The sequence below is a fragment of the Desulfonatronum thiosulfatophilum genome (assembly GCF_900104215.1).
GTDB classification, from domain to species: domain Bacteria; phylum Desulfobacterota; class Desulfovibrionia; order Desulfovibrionales; family Desulfonatronaceae; genus Desulfonatronum; species Desulfonatronum thiosulfatophilum.
The window spans coordinates 127,679-150,646 of sequence record NZ_FMXO01000003.1 but is presented as its reverse complement, the minus strand read 5'-3'; the positions used below and the strand labels follow the sequence as shown (position 1 = coordinate 150,646).

Sequence of the window (22,968 nt, the reverse complement as noted above, 5' to 3'; positions counted from 1 at the left end):
GACCCGCCGCGGTCCGGGCTAAAGACCAACCTCATCCCGGCTTCCGAGCCACGATACGCGCCATGGCCCGGTCGGGGTTTTGCAATTCCCCTTCGAAATACTCCAGCCTGTCCCACTCCGCGAAAATTACGGCCAGCTCGCCCGGTTTCAGCAGATGTGCCGGGTTGCGCGGCGGCCCGTACCTGGTCTGCCCCTCCGTGAACGTCTCGTAGAAAACGTAGCCGCCCGGCCTTACAGCCCGGAGAATTTCCGGCATCAAGGGCCGGTGCAGGTAACGGAAAACGAATACCGCGCCGAAAGCGTTTGCGGGAAGATGAGGTTGGCCTTCAACCTCCAGATCCTTCCACCACAGTCTGATCGTGACTCCGGCGTCCCTCGCCGCTGCCCGTGCCTGACGCAGGGCCTGCCGGGAACGATCGCAACAGATGACCGGCAACCCCAGACGCGCCGCGAAAATGCCGTTACGCCCATCGCCGCAAGCCAGATCCAGCACGGGACCGGGGATTTTTTGCGGATCAAGCAGAGAGCGCCACGCCCTGAGCAGTGCAGATTCCTTTGCCTTGTTTTCTTCCATTTTCTCCTCTGCACTCATCTTCAGGTTGCCGCTCTAGCATAGCCGCTCCGGCGTACTGCCCATACGACCTGAAACGAGTCTTTTTCAACCACTCGCCGCCCTCATGCCTATATGCTTCCTGATACATCGGTTATCTTGGCTTTGTCAGCCATAATCGTCAACATCTCGGATTTGCATTCAAAATTGAATGGATTTACGATTTCCGACATGGTTATCGATATCGCTTCCCTGCTGCACGCCAATCATTTACTGGTCTTTTTTCTCGTTTTGGGGTTGGGTTATCTGGTCGGAAACCTGAACTGGCGCGGCTTTGAAGTCGGCGCCACATCCGGTGTTCTGCTGGCCGGCCTGTTTTTCGGCCACTACGGTTTTCAGGTCCCTCACGCCGTCCAGGAGATCGGATTCGTCCTGTTCATCTATTCCGTGGGTCTGCAGGCCGGGCCGCGATTTTTCAGCGTTTTTGCCCAGGACGGCATGAAATACCTTATGCTGTCCCTGGTTGTGGCTGCCGGGGCCATGGGCACGGTTTTGCTGATGGGAAAAATGCTGGGGTTCGGACCGGGCATGATTGCCGGGTTGCTCGCCGGGGGCCTGACCAGCACGCCGACCCTGGCCGCTGCCGAGGCGGGCATCCGGGAAGGACTGGCCCAGGTCCTGTCCGCTGAACAGGTGAACATCCTGCTCAGAGATCTTACAGCCAGCTACGCCATAACCTACCTTTTCGGTCTGGCCGGACTGATCGCCTGCATCCGCTTTTTACCCTTGCTGCTGCGTATTGATCTGCCCGCCGAAGCCGCCAAAATGGCCCAGGACAGTCGGCCGGGGTTCAGCGCGGACGATAGCGAGGAGCAGGATCTGGAAGAAACCCGCAGCCTGCGGGTGCGGGCCTTTGAAGTTACCAACCCGGAAATCGTCGATCGCCCGCTCCGGGATCTGCAATTCGTGCGCACCACCGGATGCGTGATCCAGCAGGTGCACAGAGGCGAGGAAATCTTCCTGCCGGACGCCCAGACAAAACTGCAACAGGGCGACAAGGTCTCTGTTGCCGGGCCTCTGCCCAGACTGGAAGTGCTGACCGATTATCTCGGCCCGGGAATCTTCGACGCCCGGCTTCTGGAAACGCCCATCGATACGGTGGCCGTGGTCATCAGCAAATCCGAAGCCGTGGGCAAGCGCATCAGCGAACTGCATATTCCGGCGGCCTACGGCTGCTTCATCACCAGGGTCATTCGGACCCAGATCGAGCTTCCGATGAGTCTGGATTTCCGGGTCGAGAAGGGCGATGTGCTGATTATCACCGGATTGAAGAATCGACTGGAACGGCTGGTGAACGAGTTCGGCTACGTGGAGCGCCGCTTTGTGCAGACCGATCTGTTGACCTTTGCCTTCGGCATTGTCGGCGGCATGCTCCTGGGACAGATCAGCGTTCAGATCGGCGATGTCGCCGTCGGACTCGGCACGGCCGGGGGACTGCTCTTTGCCGGCATCTGCATCGGCTTCCTGCGTTCCATGCATCCGACATTTGGTCGGGTTCCCCCTGCCGCCCGCTGGATATTGCGGGAACTGGGCCTGCTGTTTTTCATGGCCGGCATCGGCGTCAAGGCGGGCGCGGGAATCATGGACGCCCTCTTCTCCGTCGGCCTGACATTGTTCTTGTGCGGCGTGGTGATCACCCTCACGCCCGTGGCCCTCGGCTTCCTCTTCGGACGATACGTGCTGAAGATACAACCCGTACTGTTGTTCGGAGCCATCACCGGCGCCATGACCAGCACCCCGGCGCTGAACGTGGTCACCCAAGCCGCCAAAAGCCCCATCCCCGCCCTCGGCTACGCCGGAACCTACACCTTCGCCAACGTCCTGCTGGCACTGGCCGGGACCATTTTGATCTACCTCTGAGCAGGCCGGATTGATTTTGGCACCTGAAACCCGCCGCCGGCTCCTTCAAGCCCATGTAGTTGCTGTAGGGATACCTGTTGCCCGGACCCACTTCAGGTAGTAGCTCCGCAAATGGTGTTCACCTAGTTCCGCTAAAGATAGCCCGCAGCCTATACGCTACGAGGAGTTTGGGCTCGAACTTCAGAATACAGTTTATGCCCTGGATTTCAGTACAAACCGTCTTTTTGAACTTGCAACAGAAAAAAGGGTTTACAGCAAATACTGTAAACCCTTGTTTGTCTTTGGAGCCGACGATCAGAATTGAACTGACGACCTGCTGATTACGAATCAGCTGCTCTACCAACTGAGCTACGTCGGCGTGTATGTCGGATTCATCAACCGGCAAGCAACTGAACTCTATGCGTCATGTGCTTGCCGGTTGATCATGCAAATCCAATTTATCTATATCAGAAAGATACTCCAGATGATTATTCCATGCCGGCTTGAACTTCCTCAAGCATTCTCTGGATCTCCTGCAACTTGGCCTGCTGTTCCTCGGTTTCCATGCGGGTGCTCAGGTAGTTGATCTTGCTCGCGGATTCATTGAGGAGACTGGTAATGATGATTCTCCTGGCTTCGTCAGGCAGGCCCTTCAAGGCTTCCATTTCCGATTCCAGAGCGGTGACCTGATCCTGGACCACGACAATTTCCTGTCTTACCTGCTGAACTTCACCCAGCTGATCGCTCATGCCGGTGATGTTTTGCTGTTGGGAAAAATACAGCATGACCATCAGGATCACGGCCAGCAATGCGACAAACAGAGCCACTTTTCCAAAATCGCTTCCAGATTTCATTTCGAAGACCTCTTCGTCGATAGGCTTGTAACCGGGCTTTTGAGCGTCGGTCTTGGCTTCATGTTGTTCCGCAGCACTCATTGAGAATCCTCCTGTTTCCATTGTTTATAAGATCGTCCGCAACCGTATTTGCGCTACTACCCAAAGATTCCATCGGAATCAAGCAACCAGATGTTTGTCGCGCTTCATCGGGACGCTCCAAGAGAGCCCCGGAACCGCGGGAATTCGGCCCAGGCGGCGGATATAATCGCCAAAAAGCATCAGTCCGGCCTGCTCTTGAGGGCCGAAGGAATATCGGATGCATTGCCAGTACTCTTTCAGGTTCTCCACGGGCAACCATGTCGGGCGTTCAATTTGCGTCGCCGCGGCACAGGGATCCCTGGTAAACTCGTTGGCCGCGGCATGCAAGGCCTTCACAACATGGTCAAGCAGTTGGTCGGTCTGCGCAGTCAGATCGCGGCGTACCATCCAGACCCCAAAGACAAACGGCAGGTTCGTGAAATCCCTCCATGCTTGACCCAGGTCCACTAGGTGCCATCCTGGGGGCATTTCACAGCTCAAACGCAGGGCGAGGTCGCCTATCTCCAGAAACGGCCTGCCCGTGGCCAATCCCTCACCCGGATGAAGTTCCACCCATTCCGGTTCAGGCCATTTCCAGAAAAATCGCCATAATACCTGCAATAATGCTACTGAACTGGCTGAAGCGGAGGATAGCCCAACCTGCAGTCCTCCGGCAAGTCGATCCGGCATTTCCCGCGGCGAGAAAGGGCACGCCAAGAGCACGCTGCGCACAGACCCATGGGAACAGATGCTTAGATCGGGCAGCAGATTGTATCTCTGCGCGTGGAGCAGGTATTCAAATGAAGAGGAAGGAGCGATGTCCAGTTCCCCTGATGCCAGAGCAACATTGAGTTCAGACGGATGTCCGGCGACTAGGCGCACCTGATCCCGAACGTCAGGCTCCATTCTCATCCGCAGGCCCTGAAAGAGCGGCCAGACGTTCAGATAATCAATGCGTCCGATCCGGAGCATGAAGCCGCCAAGCCGTGCATCTGCGACAAGTTGATGAACAGAATTCGAAAGAGCCGACCGGTTGCCACGCGGGCTGGACGTTTTGCAACGAGTCGGCTCCGAACATGCTAGGGAAGCTGGTTCAGCAAGGTTTGCTTGATGGAGTCGATGCTGCCCTCTCCGTTCAGTTCAATGTACTTGGTCTGCCCCTTGGCAGCCAGATCTTTATAGAAATATGCAGCGGCCAACGTGCCGGTGGTGGTGTCGTAGTAGATGTCGTGCCGCTTGTTGATCGCGCCTTCATCCTGGTCGTCGGCCCGGGACTTCAGATCCCCGCCGCAGACACGGCACTTGTCGCCGTTGGGCTTGATCGCGTCGATAAAAATATTATTGGGATGGTTGGGGTCGTTGACGCAGAGGCGGCGGCCCATGATGCGGTTTTTCGCCGTTTCCCTGGGCAAAAGGATCTCAACCACGTAATCCAGTTTCATGCCGGCTTCCTGCAAGGCTTCCCACAGCTTCTGAGCCTGGACCATGTTGCGGGGAAATCCGTCCAGCAGCCAGCCGTCCTTGCCCTTGTCCTTCAGGGTTTCCAGGACCATGGGAATGGTCACGTCGTCCGGAACCAGATCGCCGCGGTCGATGTATTCCTTGGCTTTTTTGCCCAGTTCAGTACCCTGTCCGATGTGTTCCCGGAAAATTCCGCCGGACTCGATATGAGCCAGATTATATTTTCCCTTGATCAGCGACCCTTGGGTTCCCTTTCCACTGCCATTCGGTCCAAACATCAAAATATTCATGCCGCAAATCCTCCTTGTGATAATTGTTACAAGCAGATACCTTGACCTCCAGCGCCTGTCAATGTCAAAAAAATACGGTTGCGACCGAGTATTAGTCTTCCGCGCCACCGCGCGCCACGGCCCGACCGAAAATCATCTTCAGAGGTTATACCATGTCTCACGGCTTCGAAATTCTACAAGATCGGGTTGTCCCGGAATTGAATTCCACCGCCCGGCTCTACCGGCATAAGAGGACAGGAGCAAAGCTGCTGTCTCTGATCAACGACGACGAAAACAAGGTATTCGGCATATCTTTCCGGACGCCCCCTGCCGACTCCACGGGCGTTGCGCATATCCTGGAACATTCCGTACTTTGCGGATCGCGCAAGTATCCCGTCAAGGAGCCCTTTGTCGAACTGCTTAAAGGATCACTGCAAACGTTCCTGAATGCCTTCACCTATCCGGACAAAACCTGTTATCCGGTGGCCAGTCAGAATGTCACGGATTTTTACAACCTGATCGACGTTTATCTGGACGCGGTATTCCATCCCCGCCTGACACCCGAGGTTTTCGGTCAGGAGGGGTGGCATTACGAACTCGCCGAGGACGGATCATTGTCCATCCAGGGGGTGGTGTACAACGAAATGAAAGGCGCCTACGCCTCGCCGGACGGGCTGCTGTCCGAGTATTCGCAGCAGTCCATCTTTCCCGACAATACCTACGGCCTGGATTCAGGCGGGCATCCGGGTCACATCCCGAAGCTGACCTTCGAACAGTTCAGCGATTTTCATCACCGCTACTACCATCCTTCCAACTCCTTCATCTATTTCTCCGGAAACGACGACCCGGAAAAGCGTCTGGAAATGATGAGCCGGTACCTTCAGGATTTTGAACGCTTGGAGGTGGAATCCCACGTCCAGGTTCAAACGCCCTTTTCCGAACCCCGGCGGGTGAGTCGGCCTTATCCGGTCAGCGACCAGGAAAGCGACGCCGGGCAGGCGATGCTGACCTTGAACTGGATCGTGGGCGACACATTGGACGTCTCCACAAATCTGGCGTGGCAGGTGCTGGAGTATCTGCTCATCGAGATGCCGTCCTCGCCGGTGCGCAAGGCGCTGATCGACTCCGGACTCGGTGACGATCTGGCCGGGGTGGGGCTGGAGTCGGAATTGCGGCAACTCTATTTTTCCACGGGGCTGCGCGGCATCAGAGCCGAGGATGCGCCCCAGGTGGAACGGCTTGTCCGGGAAACGCTGGAAGGTCTTGTTCGGGACGGCGTATCCTTGGATCTGGTGGAGGCCGCCCTGAACAGCGTCGAGTTCCAGCTCCGAGAACGCAACAGCGGCCGGTTTCCCCGGGGCCTGGGCGCCATGCTCCAGGCCTTGACCTTTTGGCTCCACGACGCCGATCCGTTGCAAATATTGGCTTTCGAAGGCCCCCTGGAGCGGCTGAAGGCGGATCTGCAATCCGGGAAGAGAGTCTTCGAAGAACTCATCCAGAGCCAACTGCTGGACAATGCTCACCACAGCTCATTGCTGCTGCTTCCCGATCCGGAACTTGGCGCCAGAATGCAGGCCGAGGAAGAGCAGCGCCTTGACGATGTGCGCCGGCAAATGGATCAGTCCGATGTTGATGCCGTAATCAGGCAAACCGCCAAGTTGCGGCAGTGGCAGGAGACGCCCGACTCCCCGCAAAACCTGGCCGCCATCCCCTGCCTGACCCGGAATGACCTGGAACCCGAAAACAAGCTGATTCCCCGGACCGTGCTGAAATGGGACGGGCCGGAGATCCTGTTTCACGATCAGTTCACCACCCGCATTGTTCATCTTGAGCTGGCCTTCGACCTGCGTCGGCTGGACCTGGAGGATCTGCCCTATGTCGGACTGCTGGGAAAGGCCCTGGTGGAAATCGGGACGGAAAAAGAGGACTTCGCGACCTTTGCCACCAGGATCAGTCGCAAGACCGGGGGCATCTGGCCGGAAACCTTCATTTCCTCCAAACTCGGACACGACCCGGACGATCCCGCTGCACGACTTTTTCTGCGGGGCAAGGCCATGGAGCGGGATTTTGACGAGATGCTGGCCATCTTCCGGGATATGCTGCTCGTTCCGGACCTGGGCAATCAACAGCGCTTCATGCAGCTCCTGCTGGAAGAAAAAGCCGGTTTCGAGCGAATGCTCATTCCACGGGGGCATTCCTTCGTGAACACCAGGCTGCGATCCGCCCTTTCCCTGGCGGACTGGGTCGAAGAGCAGATGGGCGGAGTCAGCTATTTGTTTTTCCTGCGCACTCTGGTGCAGGAGGCCGAGACAAATTGGGAGCAGGTCAGTTCCCGGTTGCAGGGCATTCTCAACCGCCTCCTGGACCGAAACGCCGTCCTGCTCAACGTGACGACGGAGCAGCGAATTTTCTCGGAAATCGAACCGCGCCTCAAGGAGTTCATGTCCCTGTTTCCCGTGTCGGGATCCTCATCCGGCGACGTCGCCTGGTCTCGACGTCGTCACGAAGAAAAGGAGGGCCTGCTCATCCCGGCGCCCGTCAATTATGTCGGCAAAGGGGTCCTGGTCCAGGAGCCTTTGCCATGCTCTCATGGTGCGCTGATGGTGGTCTTTCGATATCTGCGCATGGCCTGGCTCTGGGAGCAGGTCCGCGTCAAAGGCGGAGCATACGGGGCGTTCTGCATCTTTGACGCTTTGAGCAAGGGGCTGACCATGGTCTCGTACCGGGACCCGCATATCACCAGGACCCTGGACGCCTTTGACGCCGCGGCCGGGTACCTGAAAGACACCAGGATTGGAGACGATGAACTGAACAAGGCTGTGATCGGCGCCGTCGGGGACCTGGACGCCCACCTGCTGCCGGACGCCAAAGGACATGTTTCCCTGCGTCGCTACCTGACCCTCCAGGAGGACTCATTCCGGCAGCAGATACGCGATGAGGTCCTGGCCTGTACGGCTGCGGACTTCAAGGCGGCGGCCGACGTGCTGGAGCATTTCAGCGCCCGAGGCCGGGTAGTGGTCATGGGAGGAGAATCTGCCCTGAACAAGGCCGGTCATGATTTTTCTCAGGATTTGGAGAGAACCAGGGTGCTGTAGAAAGCGGAACATCCGCGACGCCGGTCCCGCCAAAGCTCCCCTGATGCGGCAAGAGGCAGTTTTGAGCCATGAACATCTCGAAGGGTGCTTTTTCTGCCTTGACTTCGCCTCCACACCTGCCATAATGGCATCACCTATGTTCGTTTTCGCACAAACCATTTAAAAGGAGGTGAATTACCATGAAAAAGTCCATGATTTTGACACTGGCCATTGCTGCCCTGATCGTCGCTTTTATCCTGCCGACCATCGGCGTGGCCGACGCTCCCAAGGCTCCCGCTCCTGGAGACGACTACATGATCCCCAAGCCGGAAGGCTATGAGCCCAAGGTTCAATCAATTCCTTTCGAGCACTCCGTGCACGAGGACATTGACTGCTATCACTGTCACCACACCGGTGACGTTACTGAAGGCTGTATGGATTCCGGATGCCATGACCTGATCCATCCGGAAAGCCCCGAAGAACGCAGGGACATCCGTTTCTTCGAAAAAGCCTATCATGACCAGTGCATCGGTTGCCACCGCGATCTGCGTCAGAAGGAAGAGCCCACCGGCCCTGTCGCTTGTGTCGGTTGTCACCCCAGGGATTAATTTCCCGCCGGTCAGCATTTCTCGAGGGGTCGCGGTTCCGCCGCGACCCCTCTTGTTTTTTTAAACGTACCTGGTTTATGCAAATGTTCACTCCGCACGTTCTTCGCGTGTTCTCCAAATCAAGGAAGGTAGCATGCCCAGATCCGCCCACGACGACATTATTAACCTGACCGACGTTATTGAGGAGGGTCATCCCGAAAGGCCCAACCTTCAGCCGTCGAAATCTTCCGCGAGCGATTCCGATGGCATGCTGGACGACCTGGATCTGGAACGGGAGATAGATCAAATCTTCGCGGACCTTGGCCCACGCTCGGCCAGGAATGATCAGCCATCAGACAAGAGTGATTCCTCCGACCCTGACCCGCTGGATCTCGAAGACCTCTTTGCCGACCACGAGACGCCCGGGTCGGCGCCGGACGGGCAGGATGCCGCGGAAGTGAAGAAAAATGTCGAAGATGATTTTTCGGGCTTTCAGGATGATTTTGAGGACCTGTTTACCCAGCAGCCGTCCCCTGCTCAGGATCTACAAGCTGAACCCGATCTGGAAACCCAGATGACGGATCCTGATAAAACCGCGCAAGAGCCCATGACCTCTGACCACGACATTTCCAGAGAACTTTCTCTTGAAGTCTCCGAAGAACCCCATGAGACCGCTTCTTTGCCTCCGGAATCATCCACCGACCTTGCCGCCGAAGCGTTTAACGACGAGGTCGACGAAGAGCAGCTTAAGTCATTGCCGGGAGAGACAACTTCTGGTCAGCGGAAGGATTCCCCCTCGAAATTCAGCGATGACGCACCAAGAACGACCAGTTTTTCCGACCATGCGGATTCGAACGAGGCTGTCGACCCGTCCATGATGGAAACGATACTGCGGCGTCTGGACGAACTGGAGTCGAAACTGGCTGCCCAGGGTCCAGTCGAGTCCGTTCCGACGGACAAGGACGGATTGCTGGAGCAGCTAAGCGGGCAGATTGACTCCCGCATTGATGCTTCGCTGCAGGATGTCAGACAAGCCGGCAGCCGAACGTTGGAGGAACTGGAACAGCTGAAAGTGGAACAGGAGCAGCGCCTTGAACAGGTCGCGGCGGTGTTGCGGGAAGAGATGGCGAATCGGATCGAAGAGGCCGCGAGCCAACTCAAGGAGTATCTGATCAGCCATGTGGAGACGCAGTTTTCCCAGTTGAACGACCGACTGGAATCTCTTCAGAACACAGAGGAACAACCCGGCGATTCGGACAGCGACCCTGAAGAGCGGGAACATCGCGTCATGGAGACCATCCGGAACGAGATTCAGGCCTTGCGGACTGAATGGGATGGACAGAGAAGCACCCTGGCCGGAGACCTGGAAAATTCCTTGAACTACTGGACCAGACTCCAGGAAAAATTCAATGCAATGCAGGAAGAATGGTCGGTTCTGCGAGAGGCTCAAGAGCTCCAGGCATCAGATCAGCAACCTGGCGGCGAGGGTCATGAAGCCATTGCATCGACAATTGAACAATTGCGTACCGAACTCCGCAATGAACTTCTCGATGAAATCCACAAGGCCGTTCCCGGCGCCGCGGCGCAGATCATCCGCGAAGAGATCCAGGCCTTGAGTCAGGAAGAAAGCTAGCGTACAAACGCCAACTCAACGTTGCGTTTTTGAACTGTGGAAAGCATGCATGATAACATGCTGAACAGGTTCGCCAAAAAATTAAAAAACAGGATGGCTTGACGGTTTTTCTGTTTTTTCCCGCCCGGTTTTTGATCATGGTGGTCAAGACCATTTCCCCAGGGCGGGTTTTTATTTGCCGTGGAGGATGTCGTGGATCAAATGCAGAAGCAGGCCTTGCAGGTGACCAAGGAGATCGTGGTCAAGTTCATTGAAACCAACCGGATTTCGCCTACCAATTTTTCCGAACAGTTTCGGGAAATTTATCGATCCGTCTTGACGACCATTCGTTTCGAGGACGGATTGGAGCCTCTGGACGGGGATGATGACCCCGAACTGCCGATTTGAAACGGATGAAGGATTCCATGAAGACGGAACACGGAGACCACGGAAAGCAGGTGGTCAGCCTGTTTGGGAGAATCGCTCCCTGGTATGACTTCCTGAATCATTTCCTGAGCCTCGGCTGGGATATTACCTGGCGCAAGCGGCTCCGGCAGTGTGTACGGACGCATCGGACCAGGCGCGTTCTGGATCTGGCCGCGGGCACCCTGGATGTTTCCCGGGAAATCCGCCGTCAAATGCCGGACGTCCAGGTCCTGGCGGTGGATTTTTCCGAACCCATGCTGCGCCGCGGCCAGAAAAAGATCCGAGCTGCCCATGAGATCCGCATCCAGCCGGTTGTCGCGGACGGCCGGGCGCTCCCCGTGCTCCAGGAATCCGTGGACTGCGTGACCATTGCCTTCGGAATCCGCAACATCAAGCCCCGGGAGACGGCCTACCGGGAAGTGCTCCGGGTTCTCACGCCGGGCGGACGGTTTTGCATCCTGGAGTTCGGAACCGGCCGTCAAAAAATTCTTCAGGGATTCTACAATCTCTACTTGCACCGCATCCTGCCGATGGTGGGAAGGATTTTTTCCGGAGATCCCCATGCCTACCGCTACCTGGCGGAATCCATCCATGAGTTCCCGACGGCCCGGGATCTTTCCCGAGAACTGGCCAATGCCGGTTTCAAGCGGGTCTATTCCGTACCGCTGACGTTCGGTATCGTTCAGCTCCACATCGCGGAGAAAGCCGGAGATGCCGACTCTGTTCCCGAACCCCGGAAATTCAGAGGAATCTGCGAGCCAGAGCCAGGAACACAAGTCCGGAAATGATGGCGGCCAACCCCATTTTGCGCAAGGTAGCGGGTGGTTGCTCCGAAAGAAAACGCAGGTATCCGGGCATTTTTTCAGACCAGAGAAAGTACGGGATGCCCTCCAGAACGAGGGCCAAGCCAAGGGCTGCCAACAGAAGTTTCAGGTCGAAGTTCATGTGCCGCTGATATCTGCTCGGACCGTTCTTTGTCCAGCCGGACACCTCCGGCCAAATCAATTCAATATGACCAATATAACCGGACCAGATAGCGACCACCCATCAACCCTGGTCGTGGTCACCGCCACTGTCATGGAAATGCGGGCCGTGTTCGCCCACTGGGACGGCGAAATTCCGGAAGAGCTTGGCTGGGTGGAGCGGAGAGAGAGTTGGGGGAGTCTGGTTCTGCTGGTTTGCGGAGTCGGTCCGGTTAATGCCGGAATTTCCCTGGGCCATCTGCTGGGGGGCCTGCCTGGGCCGGTCGGGGTCTTGAACCTCGGCGTGGCGGGTGCTTTTTGCCTGGAAACGCTGCCCTTGGGCAAAGCTGTTCTCGTGGATGAGGAAATTTGGCCCGAATACGGTTTGCTGACTGCATCGGGGATAGATCCCAAGGGGATCGGATTATCGCTGGGCAAGGCCGAGGAATATCCGGTCTGGGACCGCCTCAAACTCGAGCCGGAAGTCGACGCCGAGAATATGAAGCTGGATGTCGCCGGGCTGAGCAAGGTTAGCAGTTTGACCGTCTCCGGAGTCTCCGGAACAGCTGAACGGGCGGAGGAACTGCGGACCAGGTATGCAGCCGACGTGGAGAACATGGAAGGATTCGCCCTTGCCTGGGCTTGCCGACGGTTCAAGGCGCCATTTGTTCAGGTGCGAACCATTTCCAATCTGGTGGGCTCACGGGACGCAAAGCATTGGGATCTGCCTGGAGCAAAACGTCGTCTGGCCGAGATAACCCGCGTCATTTTCCAGAGGATCGACATGGAATGCAGACAATGATCTCGAGCCCGCCTTTGTCCGTGGGCATATCACCTTGTCCCAACGACACCTTCATCTTCGGAAGCTGGATTCTCGGCCGATGCGAACTCGTAACCGGTCGCGACGCCTCGTTTATCTGGGACGACGTGCAGCAGCTCAACGAGTCCGCTGCGCGGGGAGAATATGACCTGATCAAGGTTTCCGCGGCCCAGGCTCTGTTGCTGAGAGATCAATACGCCATATTGCGGTCAGGGGGGGCGTTCGGTCTGGAACACGGGCCGAAGCTGGTCGCCTCTGCCTCGACTGTCCCCAGAACCATTGCCGTACCTGGACTGCAGACCACCGCCGCGGCCCTGTTGCGTCAAGCGTGGCCGGAACCGGCGCAATTAATTCCCATGCGCTATGACCAAATCGTGGACCAGGTGCGCCGAGGACGCGTCGACGCAGGATTGCTGATCCATGAAAGCGCCCTGCTCCTGCGGGAGTACGGCCTCGCATGCCTGCTGGACCTGGGGCAATGGTGGAAGGAACGTAGCGGCGACCTGCCCCTGCCTTTGGGATGCATCCTCGGACGAAAAAATCTGGGCCCGGACATGCTTGAAGCCGCAGCCCGGCAGATCCAGCTCAGCCTGGACCATGCATCGGCTCATCCTGAAGCGGTATGGCCCCTGGTCCAGGGCCTGGCCCAGGAACTGGACGACAACGTCCTGCGTGCCCATATCCGGGCATATGTCAACAATTTCAGCCACGACATGGGAGACCCCGGCCGTCATGCCGTACAGTTTCTTGGTGATTGCATTCATTCCTCAAACACTTCAACAACCAACACATTGACATAGAGGCCGTGTCCTGACTAATTTTGTATTTTTTTGTCTGCGAGGGTGGCGGAATTGGTAGACGCACCAGACTTAGGATCTGGCGGTTATCCGTGGGGGTTCGAGTCCCCCCTCTCGCACCAACGACATGACGCGTCAGCTGATTCTTCCCTGTCACGCTCACAGGTTTCAGCGTCTCATTTTCTCCCTCCTGAACCGCTCCGCAATCCTCATTTTTCACTATTCCACCTGATCATTGCGATATTGTCGACAAATTGCTATGGATTAGCCCTTTTTCGACCTGTCGGCGAGGTAAGTGCCTTTTCCCCTGGGGGAGGCATGAGACGTACCTGTAGTTATCGCAATATAAACATTGCACGGCAGCAGTTTCTGCCCCACATGCCATTCATCTCCAAGGAGGAAGTCAGTTATGCAATATGAAGTACTTGAGCCATCATCGGTCAAACGGACCGTGAAAATTGTTGCTCCACCGGAAGAAGTCAATTCGGCCCTTGCCGTGGCCATTGCCCTGTATCGCAGGGATGCCGAGATCAAGGGATTCCGCAAAGGCAAAGTGCCTACCTCGATTATTGAAGGCATGTTCAAGAAAAAGATCTACGATGAAGCAACGAATGATCTGATCAACTGCCACATCAATGAAGTGATGAACGAACTTCAGGTTACGCCGTTGTCCCGGATCGACGTCGAGTCGGAGCTCATTGTCCGGGATCAACCATTTGAATACACCATCAGCTTTGAAGTCGCGCCGCAGTTCGAACTGCCGCCCTACGAAGGCATTGCCGTGGAGCAGGAAAAAGCGGTTGCCAGCGATGCCGAAACGGACAAGGTCCTGGAACGCATCCGGAACAACATGGTTGAAATCGTGCCCCTGGAAGAAGACCGTCCCGCCCAGGATGGAGACGTGGTGGTGGTGGATTTCCAGGCCTTCGACCAGGGCAAGCCCATTGATGAAGTCAAGGCGGAAAATTTCCAGATCGAACTGGGCCAGGGAGGCGCCTTGCCGGCTTTCGAGTCCATGATCCAGGGGCTGAAGGCTGGTCAGAGCGACGAGTCGGAAATCACCTTCCCGGCGGACTTCCTGAACGAAGCCTTTGCCGGGAGGACAGTGACGATGAACGTCACCCTCAAGGAAATCAAACAGAAGAAACTTCCTGAATATGACGCCGTCTTTGCCAAAAGAGCCGGCGAATTCGAATCCATGGATAAGCTGAGAGAAGCCATCCAAAAGTCATATATGGAAACCCGCAACCAAGTGAACAAATCCGCGGCTCAGAAGAAGATCCTGGACGTCCTGACATCCCAGGTAGATTTCGAGCTGCCTGAGTCCATGGTCAATGACCAGATCGACCGCATGGTCATGGAAATGAAAAATCGTCTGGAGCGGATGGGCAAGAACATTGAGGCCATGGGCATGCCCATGGAACAGATCCGGGAGCAGTTCAAGGCGCAGGCCGAAAGCCTGGTCAAGTCCCAGATTTTTCTGCTTGCCGTAGCCAGCAAGGAAGGCTTCAGGGTTTCTCCCGCGGAACAGGATGCGTTCTTCCGGGATATGGCCCAGAAAACCGGCCAGGATTTCCAGGGCCTGAAGCATTTTCACGAACAGAACAACCTGATGCCGGCCGTCACCGATCGCATCCTTTCAGACAAGGCCATCGAATTCATTTATTCCAAGGCCGACGTGACGGAAGTGGAGGCCTCAGTTGCCCAGGACCAGGAGCTCTCCGGCGAAGAAAAGCCCGCGGAGTAACCTTTTTGTCCTTTCAGGACAGGTGCAAGTGGTCTTCCCAATCTTGTAATGACGCAACGGCATGGCGTCCGTTTACCATCTGAACGGACGCCATGCCCATCTCGCATGTTCCGCCTTGCCATCGGCCATTTCGTTGCTAATTACCTTCGGTTCGGAGAGGCTGCTCTCCAAATGCCAATGACCATAATCCTTCCCGTGCTGCAATCCGGGGAGAGCCATTTCCAATCCAGGAGGACAGAACCATGCCTATGGGCGTGCCGATAGTCATAGAAACAACAGGCCGGACCGAGCGAGCCTACGACCTCTACTCCCGTCTCTTGAAAGACAGGATTCTTATTCTTGGAACGCCCATTGACGACAATATCGCCAACCTGGTGTGTTCGCAGCTTCTTTTTCTGGAATCGGAAAATCCGGAAAAAGAAATCAACATGTACATCAACTCGCCGGGCGGTTCCGTCACGGCGGGCTTGGCGATCTACGACACCATGCAATATATTTCCTCCCCCGTAGCCACCCTGTGCCTCGGCCAGGCTGCGAGCATGGGCGCTCTGCTGCTTACGGCCGGGGCCAAAGGAATGCGATACGCGTTGCCCAACAGCCGGATCCTCATCCACCAACCCATGGGCGGCTTTCAAGGGCAAGCAACGGATATCGACATCCAGGCCAGGGAAATCATCCGCTTGAAGGCCAAGCTCACGGAGATCCTGGCCGCCCATACCGGCGCCGACATGGAAAAAGTTCGCCATGACACGGAACGGGATTATTTTATGAGTGCCGAGGAAGCCGTGGCCTACGGCTTGATCGACAAGGTCCTCGCTTCCAGGGTCCAACTGAAGACACCCGCGTAGCTGCTCATTCGGCTCCACAAGTTCCCGGCTTGAACCGTACTCTGCGTTTCACTGCCGACGCGGCACAGCATGTCCGACGTGTTGCTGAGCATTTACTTATCTGCATCGAGAGGTATTCATGGCCAAGAAAAAATCCCTGCATCCGCAACTGTGCTGCTCTTTTTGCGGCAAGAATCAGGAACAGGTACGCCGGCTCATTGCCGGTCCCGACGTCTATATCTGTGATGAATGCATCACATTGTGCGGCGAAATCATCACGCAGGACGACATGTCCGCGGAGGCTCCGGACGAAAAGCTTCTGACCCCCGCCGAACTGCACAAACTGCTGGACGAATTCGTCATCGGCCAGGATCAGGCCAAGAAAATTCTGTCCGTAGCCGTGCACAACCACTACAAGAGAGTGTTCTACGCGTCCCAGATGTCCAATGATGTGGAACTGGACAAAAGCAACATCCTGTTGATGGGACCCACCGGTTCCGGAAAAACACTGGTGGCGAAAACCCTGGCCCGCATTCTCAAGGTTCCCTTTGCCATTGCCGACGCCACCACCCTTACGGAAGCAGGTTATGTAGGCGAGGATGTGGAAAACATCCTGGTCCAGCTGCTCCAGAACGCGGATTTCGATATCGAAGCCGCTTCCAAAGGCATCATCTACATAGATGAAATCGACAAGATCGCCCGCAGGGCCGACAGTCCCTCCATCACCCGGGATGTTTCCGGCGAGGGCGTGCAGCAGGCCTTGTTGAAAATCATCGAAGGAACCGAAGCGAACATCCCGCCCAAAGGCGGCCGCAAGCATCCGCAGCAGGAATACATCCGCATGAACACTTCCAATATTTTGTTCATCGTCGGAGGAGCGTTCATCGGCCTGGAACGGATCATCCAGCATCGGACCCAGACCAAAGCCATGGGCTTCGGAGCGTGTCTGACGCAGCAATCCGACACCCCGGACTGCACACTGCTGCAGCACGTGCAGCCCATGGATCTGACGAAGTTTGGATTTATTCCCGAGCTCGTCGGTCGTTTGCCCATTCTCGCAACGCTTCAGGATCTCAAGGAAGACGATCTGGTGCGGATTCTCACTGAACCAAAGAACGCCCTGGTCAAGCAATATCAAAAATTGTTCGAGATGGAGAACGTCCGGCTGCGGTTCACCCAGGACTCCTTGCGGGCCATTGCACGAAAGGCCATTGAGCGAAAGACAGGAGCCCGCGGCCTGCGCAACGTTCTGGAAAGCATCATGCTGGACACTTCCTACCGCCTGCCGTCTCTTCAGGGTGTGAAAGAATGCGTGGTGAACAAGTCCGTGGTGGAAAACGAGTCGGAACCTTTGTTGATCTACGAACAGGAAGCCAAGACAGCCTGAAAACGCCCCCGTCATCACTTGGCCTTAAAGCAATTTCGCTCCTTGCCGAAATTCAAGTCATACGAGCGGCCGCGCCTGTGCGGCCGCTTCATTGACATTGCCCTTCAGTAGCTTATCTCCTTTTCAAGATTTTTGGTCCGACTTGCTCAGGTTGCCGCGATAATCCTTGCTTTGTTTCTCAACACCTTCTTCTGAGCAAATCGTACAATCCGACCCCCATCCGATACATCATCCGAAAAGGATCAGCCATGCCTGAAAAAACAATACACGATCAATCTCTATTCGTGAAAGAAATACGCCTGCCCATGATGTCGCTCCGGGAAGTGGTCATGTTCCCGCGGTCCATCGTCCCGCTGTTCGTCGGGCGGGAAACGTCCATCAAGGCCATAGAGCGCGCCCTGAACAAATTCGACAAACAGATTTTCCTGGTCACCCAGAACAACCCCGAGGCCGAACAACCCAGCGAGGACGACCTCTACGAATTGGGAACGGTCAGCCGCATTCTGCAGCTGCTCCGATTGCCGGACGGCACCATCAAGGTCCTTTTCGAAGGCCTGTATCGCGCCAAGTGGTCGCGGGAGCACGGCATCGAAGAGGTGGACCCCGGCTGCCCCATGGTGCTGGCGCAGGGCGTCCCCAGCGAGGACTATGAATCTCCTGAAGCCATGGCCTTGATCAGAGCGGTTCAGGAATCTTTGCATGAATATGCCAAGGTCAACAAGAAAATCGCTCCGGAAACCATGGCCGCCATCTCCTCTCTTAATTTACCAGGGCGCTTGGCGGACAGCGTGATGCCCCATCTCAAGGTTCCTTTTCCGGAAAAGCAGGCGGTCTTGGAAGAGCCCGATCCATTGGTCCGTCTCGAAAAGACCTATGAAATGCTGCTCAAGGAGATCGATTTGGTTTCCCTGGAAAAGAAGGTCAAATCTCGGGTCAAGCAGCAGATTGAACGCAACCACCGCGATTTCTACCTCAATGAACAAATCAAGGCCATCCAGAAGGAAATGGGCCGAGAGGAGGAATCCGGCCAGGAAGTCGACGAACTGTTGAAGCAGCTGGAGGCCAAGGATCTGCCCGACGAGGCCAGGGAGAAGTGCGCGCGCGAAATAAAGAAGTTGCGCCAGATGCCGCCTTCCTCAGCTGAATTTACGGTGGTCCGCAACTATGTGGACTGGATATTGCATTTGCCATGGAACACCGTTGAGCCCATAAGCCTGGACTTGAAGGCCGCCCAGGAGATTCTCGATGAAGACCATTACGCCCTGGAAAAGCCCAAGGAGCGTATCCTGGAATACCTGGCCGTGCAGAGTTTGGTGGAAAAAATCAAAGGGCCGATCTTGTGCCTTGTGGGTCCGCCCGGAGTAGGCAAAACCTCTTTGGCAAAATCCGTGGCCAGGGCCATGGGGAGGGAATTCGTCCGGATTTCTCTTGGCGGCGTCCGGGATGAGGCGGAAATTCGCGGTCATCGACGAACCTATGTCGGAGCCATGCCTGGAAAGATCATTCAGTCCCTGCGCCGGGTCACGAACAACAATCCGGTCTTTTGTCTGGATGAAGTGGACAAGATGAGCACGGATTTCCGGGGCGATCCCTCGGCCGCACTCCTGGAGGTGCTTGATCCGGAACAGAATTATGCCTTCAGCGATCACTACCTGGACCTGGACTATGATCTCTCCAAGGTGTTCTTCATCACCACCGCCAACACGCTGCACTCCATTCCCGGACCTTTGCAGGACAGGATGGAAATCATCCGTCTGCCCGGCTACCTGGAAGTGGAAAAGATGAAAATCGCCAAGGACTTTTTGATGCCGCGCCTGTTGCCGCAGCACGGGCTGAATACTACGGATCTTTCCTTTTCCGAAGGCGCGGTACTGGAAATCATTCGCCGTTATACCCGTGAGGCGGGTGTGCGGAATCTGGAACGTGAAATGGCTTCCATTTGCCGTAAAGTGACCCGCAAAGTCGTGGAAGAAGGACGTTCAGACAAACCTGTGCTCGTGAACAAGAGCGCGGTTTCCACCTATCTCGGCGTACCCAAGTACCGGTACGGGGAGCGGGAGGAAAAGTCGCAGCCCGGAGTGGCCACCGGCCTTGCCTGGACCGAACTTGGCGGAGAACTGTTGCTGGTGGAGGTGTCCCTGATGCCCGGCAGCGGCAAGGTGGAGATAACCGGCAAGCTCGGGGACGTGATGCAGGAATCGGCACGGGCCGCTTTGACCTATGTTCGCTCCCGTTCCGACCTGTTCGGCTTGAAATCGGACTTCTACAAGGAAATCGACATCCATATCCACGTCCCGGAGGGCGCCACGCCCAAGGACGGTCCTTCCGCGGGCATCACCCTGGCCACCAGCCTGACATCGGCCCTGCTCAACCTGCCCGTGCGCAACGATCTGGCCATGACCGGAGAAATCACCTTGCGCGGGCGCGTTCTGCCCATCGGCGGGTTGCGTGAAAAGCTCCTGGCTGCCCACCGCGGCCTGATCTCCAAGGTGATCATTCCCGCGGACAACGCCAAGGATCTGAAGGAAGTTCCGGCGAATATCCTCAAGGACCTGGAGATCGTTACCGTCGAACACATGGATGAAGTCCTGTGCCAAGCCCTTGCCGTCGGCGTCCGGGAGGAAATCTTTTGTGTTCAGTCAACGGACGTGATGCCGTTGTCCCGACGCCTGCTCAAGGAAGAGCATCAACCGCACACGCATTAGCCTGACAGCGGCTTCACGTCCTGATGATCTCCTTGATTGCCGGCTTCAATATAGGGAAGTTTTTCTGAACTTCCCGGAAAACAAAGGATGATCAGCAATGGAGAAGCTCGCGCTGTGGGACTGCGGTATGGAAGAATCTCCCCGGAAGGCTGCCGGAATGGATAGAAGACGGAAATCAGACCGCAGAAACGGACTGGATCGGCGACAGGCGGGGGAGCGACGCGCCTTTCCGGATCTTCAACTTCCCGATGAATGCCGCGCAAGCATGTGCCGGAATTGCCCATGTACACTGCGTTCAGGCAAAGACCGCCGGGATAATACTGAACGACGAGGAACATACAAACCCAAGCCATCGGTCATGTTCGCCCTGACCGACGACGAAATCCGGTTTCTTTTAGGAACGTCGTAAAACAGATAAAGTGCCGCAGATTGTGGTATCAGGCTGCATGGGTTTGGCAACAGAACAGCAAGCACCTGCAGGGAGTGAACTCACTTCACATCTATCCACCTGAACCAAAAACGATACCGCCAGCTCCAGCAGAATTACATTCCCGTCCGGAAAATCCGGACGGGAATGTTTTCTTTTGATTGCCGGTGGCCCGAAGCAATTTTTTTTTTGATTATCATCTGCTTTTTCCAGACAAAAAAAACTTCATCATCACAAACTATTCAGCCGTACCCCCAGCCTCAGAAAATCGAAATCAAAATCGAAATTGCACAATCGTACGCGCGCGAAGCGAATAATCACAACAAGAGCTGCTGCTTACATTCAGGCAACTTCACTTCACAAGTGCAATTAGGATGGCACAATCGGCTTCGATTGCGTGCTATTTCGATCGCGATAACGATTGCGTGCCTGATGTGATCTGAGAAATATCCCCGAGATGCAACAATCAGGTTTGACAAACCCTGAAATACCCAGGAAAAGGCCGTTGCCGGAGGTAGCGGCTTTTCCGTGTTGAGACGAATTTATCGGGCTTTTCAGGAGTGTACGCCAATTCCTCCTTCTCCAAGGTCCATCTCTTTTCCAGCGGATCTGGTCGGAGGACGGAAATTACCTTGAAACACCACGCGACGGCCTGACTCCGCTTGCTCCGGCGGACTTTGCAAGATAAGGAATTGAACACATTATGATTGACCAGCAACGCATACGCAACTTCTGTATTATCGCTCACATTGACCACGGGAAATCCACCCTCGCCGACCGCATCCTTCAGGCGACCGGACTTGTAGACGATCGACTAATGAAGGAACAGTATCTGGACCGGTTGGATCTGGAGCGGGAACGGGGCATTACCATCAAGGCCCAGAGTGTACGGATACCTTACAAGGCCAAGGATGGGCGGGATTACGTCTTGAACCTGATCGACACGCCAGGCCATGTGGATTTCAGCTATGAAGTATCCAGAAGTCTGGTGGCTTGCGAAGGGGCTCTCTTGGTGGTGGACGCATCCCAGGGGGTTGAAGCGCAAAGCTTGGCCAACGCTTATCTGGCTTTGGAAAACAACTTGGAAATCATTCCAGTCCTGAACAAGATCGATCTGCCCAGCGCGGAACCGGAACGCATCAAGGCCGAAATAGAGGAAATCATCGGCCTGGACTGCAAGGATGCCCTGCTGATCAGCGCAAAAACCGGCCAGGGCGTGCCAGAGGTGCTGGAACGGATCATCACCGACCTGCCTCCGCCCATGGGCGATACCAAAGCTCCGCTGAAAGCCCTGATTTTCGACTCCTGGTACGATACCTATCTTGGCGTGGTCGTCTTGTTCCGGGTCGTGGACGGGCGGATCAAGCTCGGCCAGGATATTCTGCTTCACTCCACCAAGGCCCGTTTCGAGGTCACCAAACTCGGCGTTTTCTCTCCTGACCCCATCGCCCTGAACGAACTGGGGCCCGGAGAAGTCGGCTTCTTATGCGCCGGCATCAAGATTCTCACGGACGCGAGGGTTGGCGACACTATCACTGACCCGGACAATCCCACACTCAGCCCTGCTCCCGGATTCAAGAAAATTACGGCCATGGTTTTCTGTGGCATGTACCCCGTGGAACCGAACGAATACGGGACCTTGAAGCATTCCCTGGAAAAACTGCAGCTCAACGACGCAGCATTCACCTTTGAACCGGAAACCTCGCATGCCCTGGGTTTCGGGTTCCGCTGCGGCTTCCTTGGGCTGCTGCACATGGAGATCATCCAGGAGCGTCTGGAACGGGAATTCCAGGCCCGCCTGCTGGTTACCGCGCCCTCGGTCATCTATCAGGTGAGAACCCTGGAGGGGGAAACGCTCCCGGTGGACAACCCCAGCAAGCTGCCGCCGCTGAACAAGATCGAGCATATTGCCGAACCGTACGTGCACATGGAAGTCCACGTGCCCAACGAGTACCTCGGCGCCGTGCTGGCCTTGTGCGAAGAATGCCGGGGCACCCAGAAAGACCTCCGCTTTCTCTCCTCCACCCGGGTCATCGTGACTTACGAACTGCCCTTCGCGGAAATCGTCTACGACTTCTTCGACCGCCTCAAGTCCGTGACCCGCGGCTATGCCTCGCTGGACTATGAGTTCATCGATTTTCGGCCTTCGGAGCTGGTCAAGCTGGACATTCTCATCAATTCCGAGACGGTAGACGCCCTGTCCATCATCGTGCACAAGGACAAGGCCTACGCCCAGGGGCGTGAACTGGCCAGCCGTCTCAGAAGCGTCATCCCCAGACAACTTTTCGAGGTCGTCATCCAGGCTGCCATCGGGCAACGCATCATCGCGAAGGAACGCGTGGCTCCGATGCGCAAAAACGTGACCGCCAAATGCTACGGCGGCGACATCACCCGCAAGCGCAAGCTTTTGGAAAAACAAAAAGAAGGCAAGCGGCGCATGAAGCGCATGGGCAACATCGACATCCCTCAGGAAGCCTTTCTGGCCGTACTACGCAAGGATTAGG

19 protein-coding genes and 2 tRNA genes are annotated in these 22,968 nt (G+C 56.1%); 14 read left to right on the top strand and 7 right to left on the bottom strand.

Annotated features, from left to right (window positions below; all coding sequences use genetic code 11):
* Positions 1-31 precede the first annotated feature (31 nt).
* Positions 32-574, bottom strand: coding sequence for a class I SAM-dependent methyltransferase (locus BLP93_RS03380; RefSeq protein ID WP_092117223.1), 543 nt, complete (start codon positions 572-574; stop codon positions 32-34).
* Between the two features lie 207 nt (positions 575-781).
* Between BLP93_RS03380 and BLP93_RS03375 the strand changes: the two genes are divergently transcribed.
* On the top strand, positions 782-2,470 hold the full coding sequence (locus BLP93_RS03375) for an aspartate:alanine exchanger family transporter (protein WP_161946180.1): 1,689 nt from the start codon (positions 782-784) through the stop codon (positions 2,468-2,470).
* A 282-nt stretch (positions 2,471-2,752) separates the two neighbouring features.
* On the opposite strand, the gene BLP93_RS03370 is transcribed toward BLP93_RS03375, so the two are convergent.
* The 4 genes from BLP93_RS03370 to BLP93_RS03355 form a co-directional block, all read right to left on the bottom strand.
* Positions 2,753-2,828: transfer RNA gene (locus BLP93_RS03370), tRNA-Thr, on the bottom strand.
* A gap of 109 nt (positions 2,829-2,937) precedes the next feature.
* Entirely contained in the window at positions 2,938-3,384 is a 447-nt protein-coding gene (locus BLP93_RS03365) for a hypothetical protein (protein ID WP_092117219.1), read from the bottom strand.
* Positions 3,385-3,462: 78 nt separating this feature from the next.
* The gene (locus tag BLP93_RS03360; protein ID WP_092117217.1) at positions 3,463-4,335 is read right to left on the bottom strand and encodes a menaquinone biosynthesis protein; all 873 of its coding nucleotides are present in this window, start codon (positions 4,333-4,335) and stop codon (positions 3,463-3,465) included.
* A gap of 107 nt (positions 4,336-4,442) precedes the next feature.
* The gene (locus tag BLP93_RS03355; RefSeq protein WP_092117215.1) at positions 4,443-5,114 is read right to left on the bottom strand and encodes an adenylate kinase; all 672 of its coding nucleotides are present in this window, start codon (positions 5,112-5,114) and stop codon (positions 4,443-4,445) included.
* Between the two features lie 152 nt (positions 5,115-5,266).
* Between BLP93_RS03355 and BLP93_RS03350 the strand changes: the two genes are divergently transcribed.
* The 5 genes from BLP93_RS03350 to BLP93_RS03330 all read left to right on the top strand — a co-directional run bounded on the left by BLP93_RS03350 (position 5,267) and on the right by BLP93_RS03330 (position 11,580).
* The gene (locus BLP93_RS03350; protein WP_092117213.1) at positions 5,267-8,188 is read left to right on the top strand and encodes an insulinase family protein; all 2,922 of its coding nucleotides are present in this window, start codon (positions 5,267-5,269) and stop codon (positions 8,186-8,188) included.
* Positions 8,189-8,367: 179 nt separating this feature from the next.
* A complete protein-coding gene (locus tag BLP93_RS03345) occupies positions 8,368-8,775 on the top strand; it encodes a cytochrome c3 family protein (RefSeq protein ID WP_092117211.1) in 408 nt (135 codons plus the stop codon).
* A gap of 133 nt (positions 8,776-8,908) precedes the next feature.
* A complete protein-coding gene (locus BLP93_RS03340; protein ID WP_092117209.1) occupies positions 8,909-10,387 on the top strand; it encodes a hypothetical protein in 1,479 nt (492 codons plus the stop codon).
* Positions 10,388-10,579: 192 nt separating this feature from the next.
* A complete protein-coding gene (locus BLP93_RS03335) occupies positions 10,580-10,774 on the top strand; it encodes a hypothetical protein (RefSeq protein WP_092117207.1) in 195 nt (64 codons plus the stop codon).
* A gap of 17 nt (positions 10,775-10,791) precedes the next feature.
* On the top strand, positions 10,792-11,580 hold the full coding sequence (locus BLP93_RS03330) for a ubiquinone/menaquinone biosynthesis methyltransferase (RefSeq protein ID WP_092117205.1): 789 nt from the start codon (positions 10,792-10,794) through the stop codon (positions 11,578-11,580).
* On the opposite strand, the gene BLP93_RS03325 is transcribed toward BLP93_RS03330, so the two are convergent.
* On the bottom strand, positions 11,534-11,737 hold the full coding sequence (locus tag BLP93_RS03325; RefSeq protein WP_092117392.1) for a DUF2065 domain-containing protein: 204 nt from the start codon (positions 11,735-11,737) through the stop codon (positions 11,534-11,536). The genes BLP93_RS03330 and BLP93_RS03325 overlap by 47 nt on opposite strands.
* Before the next feature lie 66 nt (positions 11,738-11,803).
* Between BLP93_RS03325 and mqnB the strand changes: the two genes are divergently transcribed.
* From mqnB to lon, 7 genes are all read left to right on the top strand, one after another.
* Entirely contained in the window at positions 11,804-12,556 is a 753-nt protein-coding gene (gene mqnB / locus BLP93_RS03320) for a futalosine hydrolase (protein ID WP_092117203.1), read from the top strand.
* On the top strand, positions 12,544-13,374 hold the full coding sequence (locus BLP93_RS03315; protein WP_092117201.1) for a 1,4-dihydroxy-6-naphtoate synthase: 831 nt from the start codon (positions 12,544-12,546) through the stop codon (positions 13,372-13,374). Before mqnB ends, BLP93_RS03315 begins: the two co-directional genes overlap by 13 nt.
* Positions 13,375-13,410: 36 nt before the next feature.
* Positions 13,411-13,493, top strand: a tRNA-Leu gene (locus BLP93_RS03310).
* Between the two features lie 287 nt (positions 13,494-13,780).
* Positions 13,781-15,118, top strand: coding sequence for a trigger factor (gene tig / locus BLP93_RS03305; protein ID WP_092117199.1), 1,338 nt, complete (start codon positions 13,781-13,783; stop codon positions 15,116-15,118).
* Positions 15,119-15,366: 248 nt separating this feature from the next.
* On the top strand, positions 15,367-15,966 hold the full coding sequence (gene clpP, locus BLP93_RS03300) for an ATP-dependent Clp endopeptidase proteolytic subunit ClpP (protein ID WP_092117197.1): 600 nt from the start codon (positions 15,367-15,369) through the stop codon (positions 15,964-15,966).
* 118 nt (positions 15,967-16,084) lie between these two features.
* A complete protein-coding gene (clpX, locus tag BLP93_RS03295; protein WP_092117195.1) occupies positions 16,085-17,332 on the top strand; it encodes an ATP-dependent Clp protease ATP-binding subunit ClpX in 1,248 nt (415 codons plus the stop codon).
* A gap of 248 nt (positions 17,333-17,580) precedes the next feature.
* Positions 17,581-20,037 (top strand): endopeptidase La, encoded by a 2,457-nt coding sequence (lon, locus tag BLP93_RS03290; protein WP_092117193.1) that lies wholly within the window; start codon positions 17,581-17,583, stop codon positions 20,035-20,037.
* On the opposite strand, the gene BLP93_RS03285 is transcribed toward lon, so the two are convergent.
* Positions 20,034-20,390, bottom strand: a complete 357-nt coding sequence (locus BLP93_RS03285) for a hypothetical protein (RefSeq protein ID WP_139162901.1) — start codon at positions 20,388-20,390, stop codon at positions 20,034-20,036. The two genes, lon and BLP93_RS03285, sit on opposite strands and share 4 nt — an antisense overlap.
* Positions 20,391-21,167: 777 nt before the next feature.
* Here BLP93_RS03285 and lepA point away from each other — a divergent pair.
* Complete coding sequence (lepA, locus tag BLP93_RS03280) at positions 21,168-22,967, top strand: translation elongation factor 4 (RefSeq protein WP_092117189.1); 1,800 nt, start codon at positions 21,168-21,170, stop codon at positions 22,965-22,967.
* Position 22,968 lies beyond the last annotated feature (1 nt).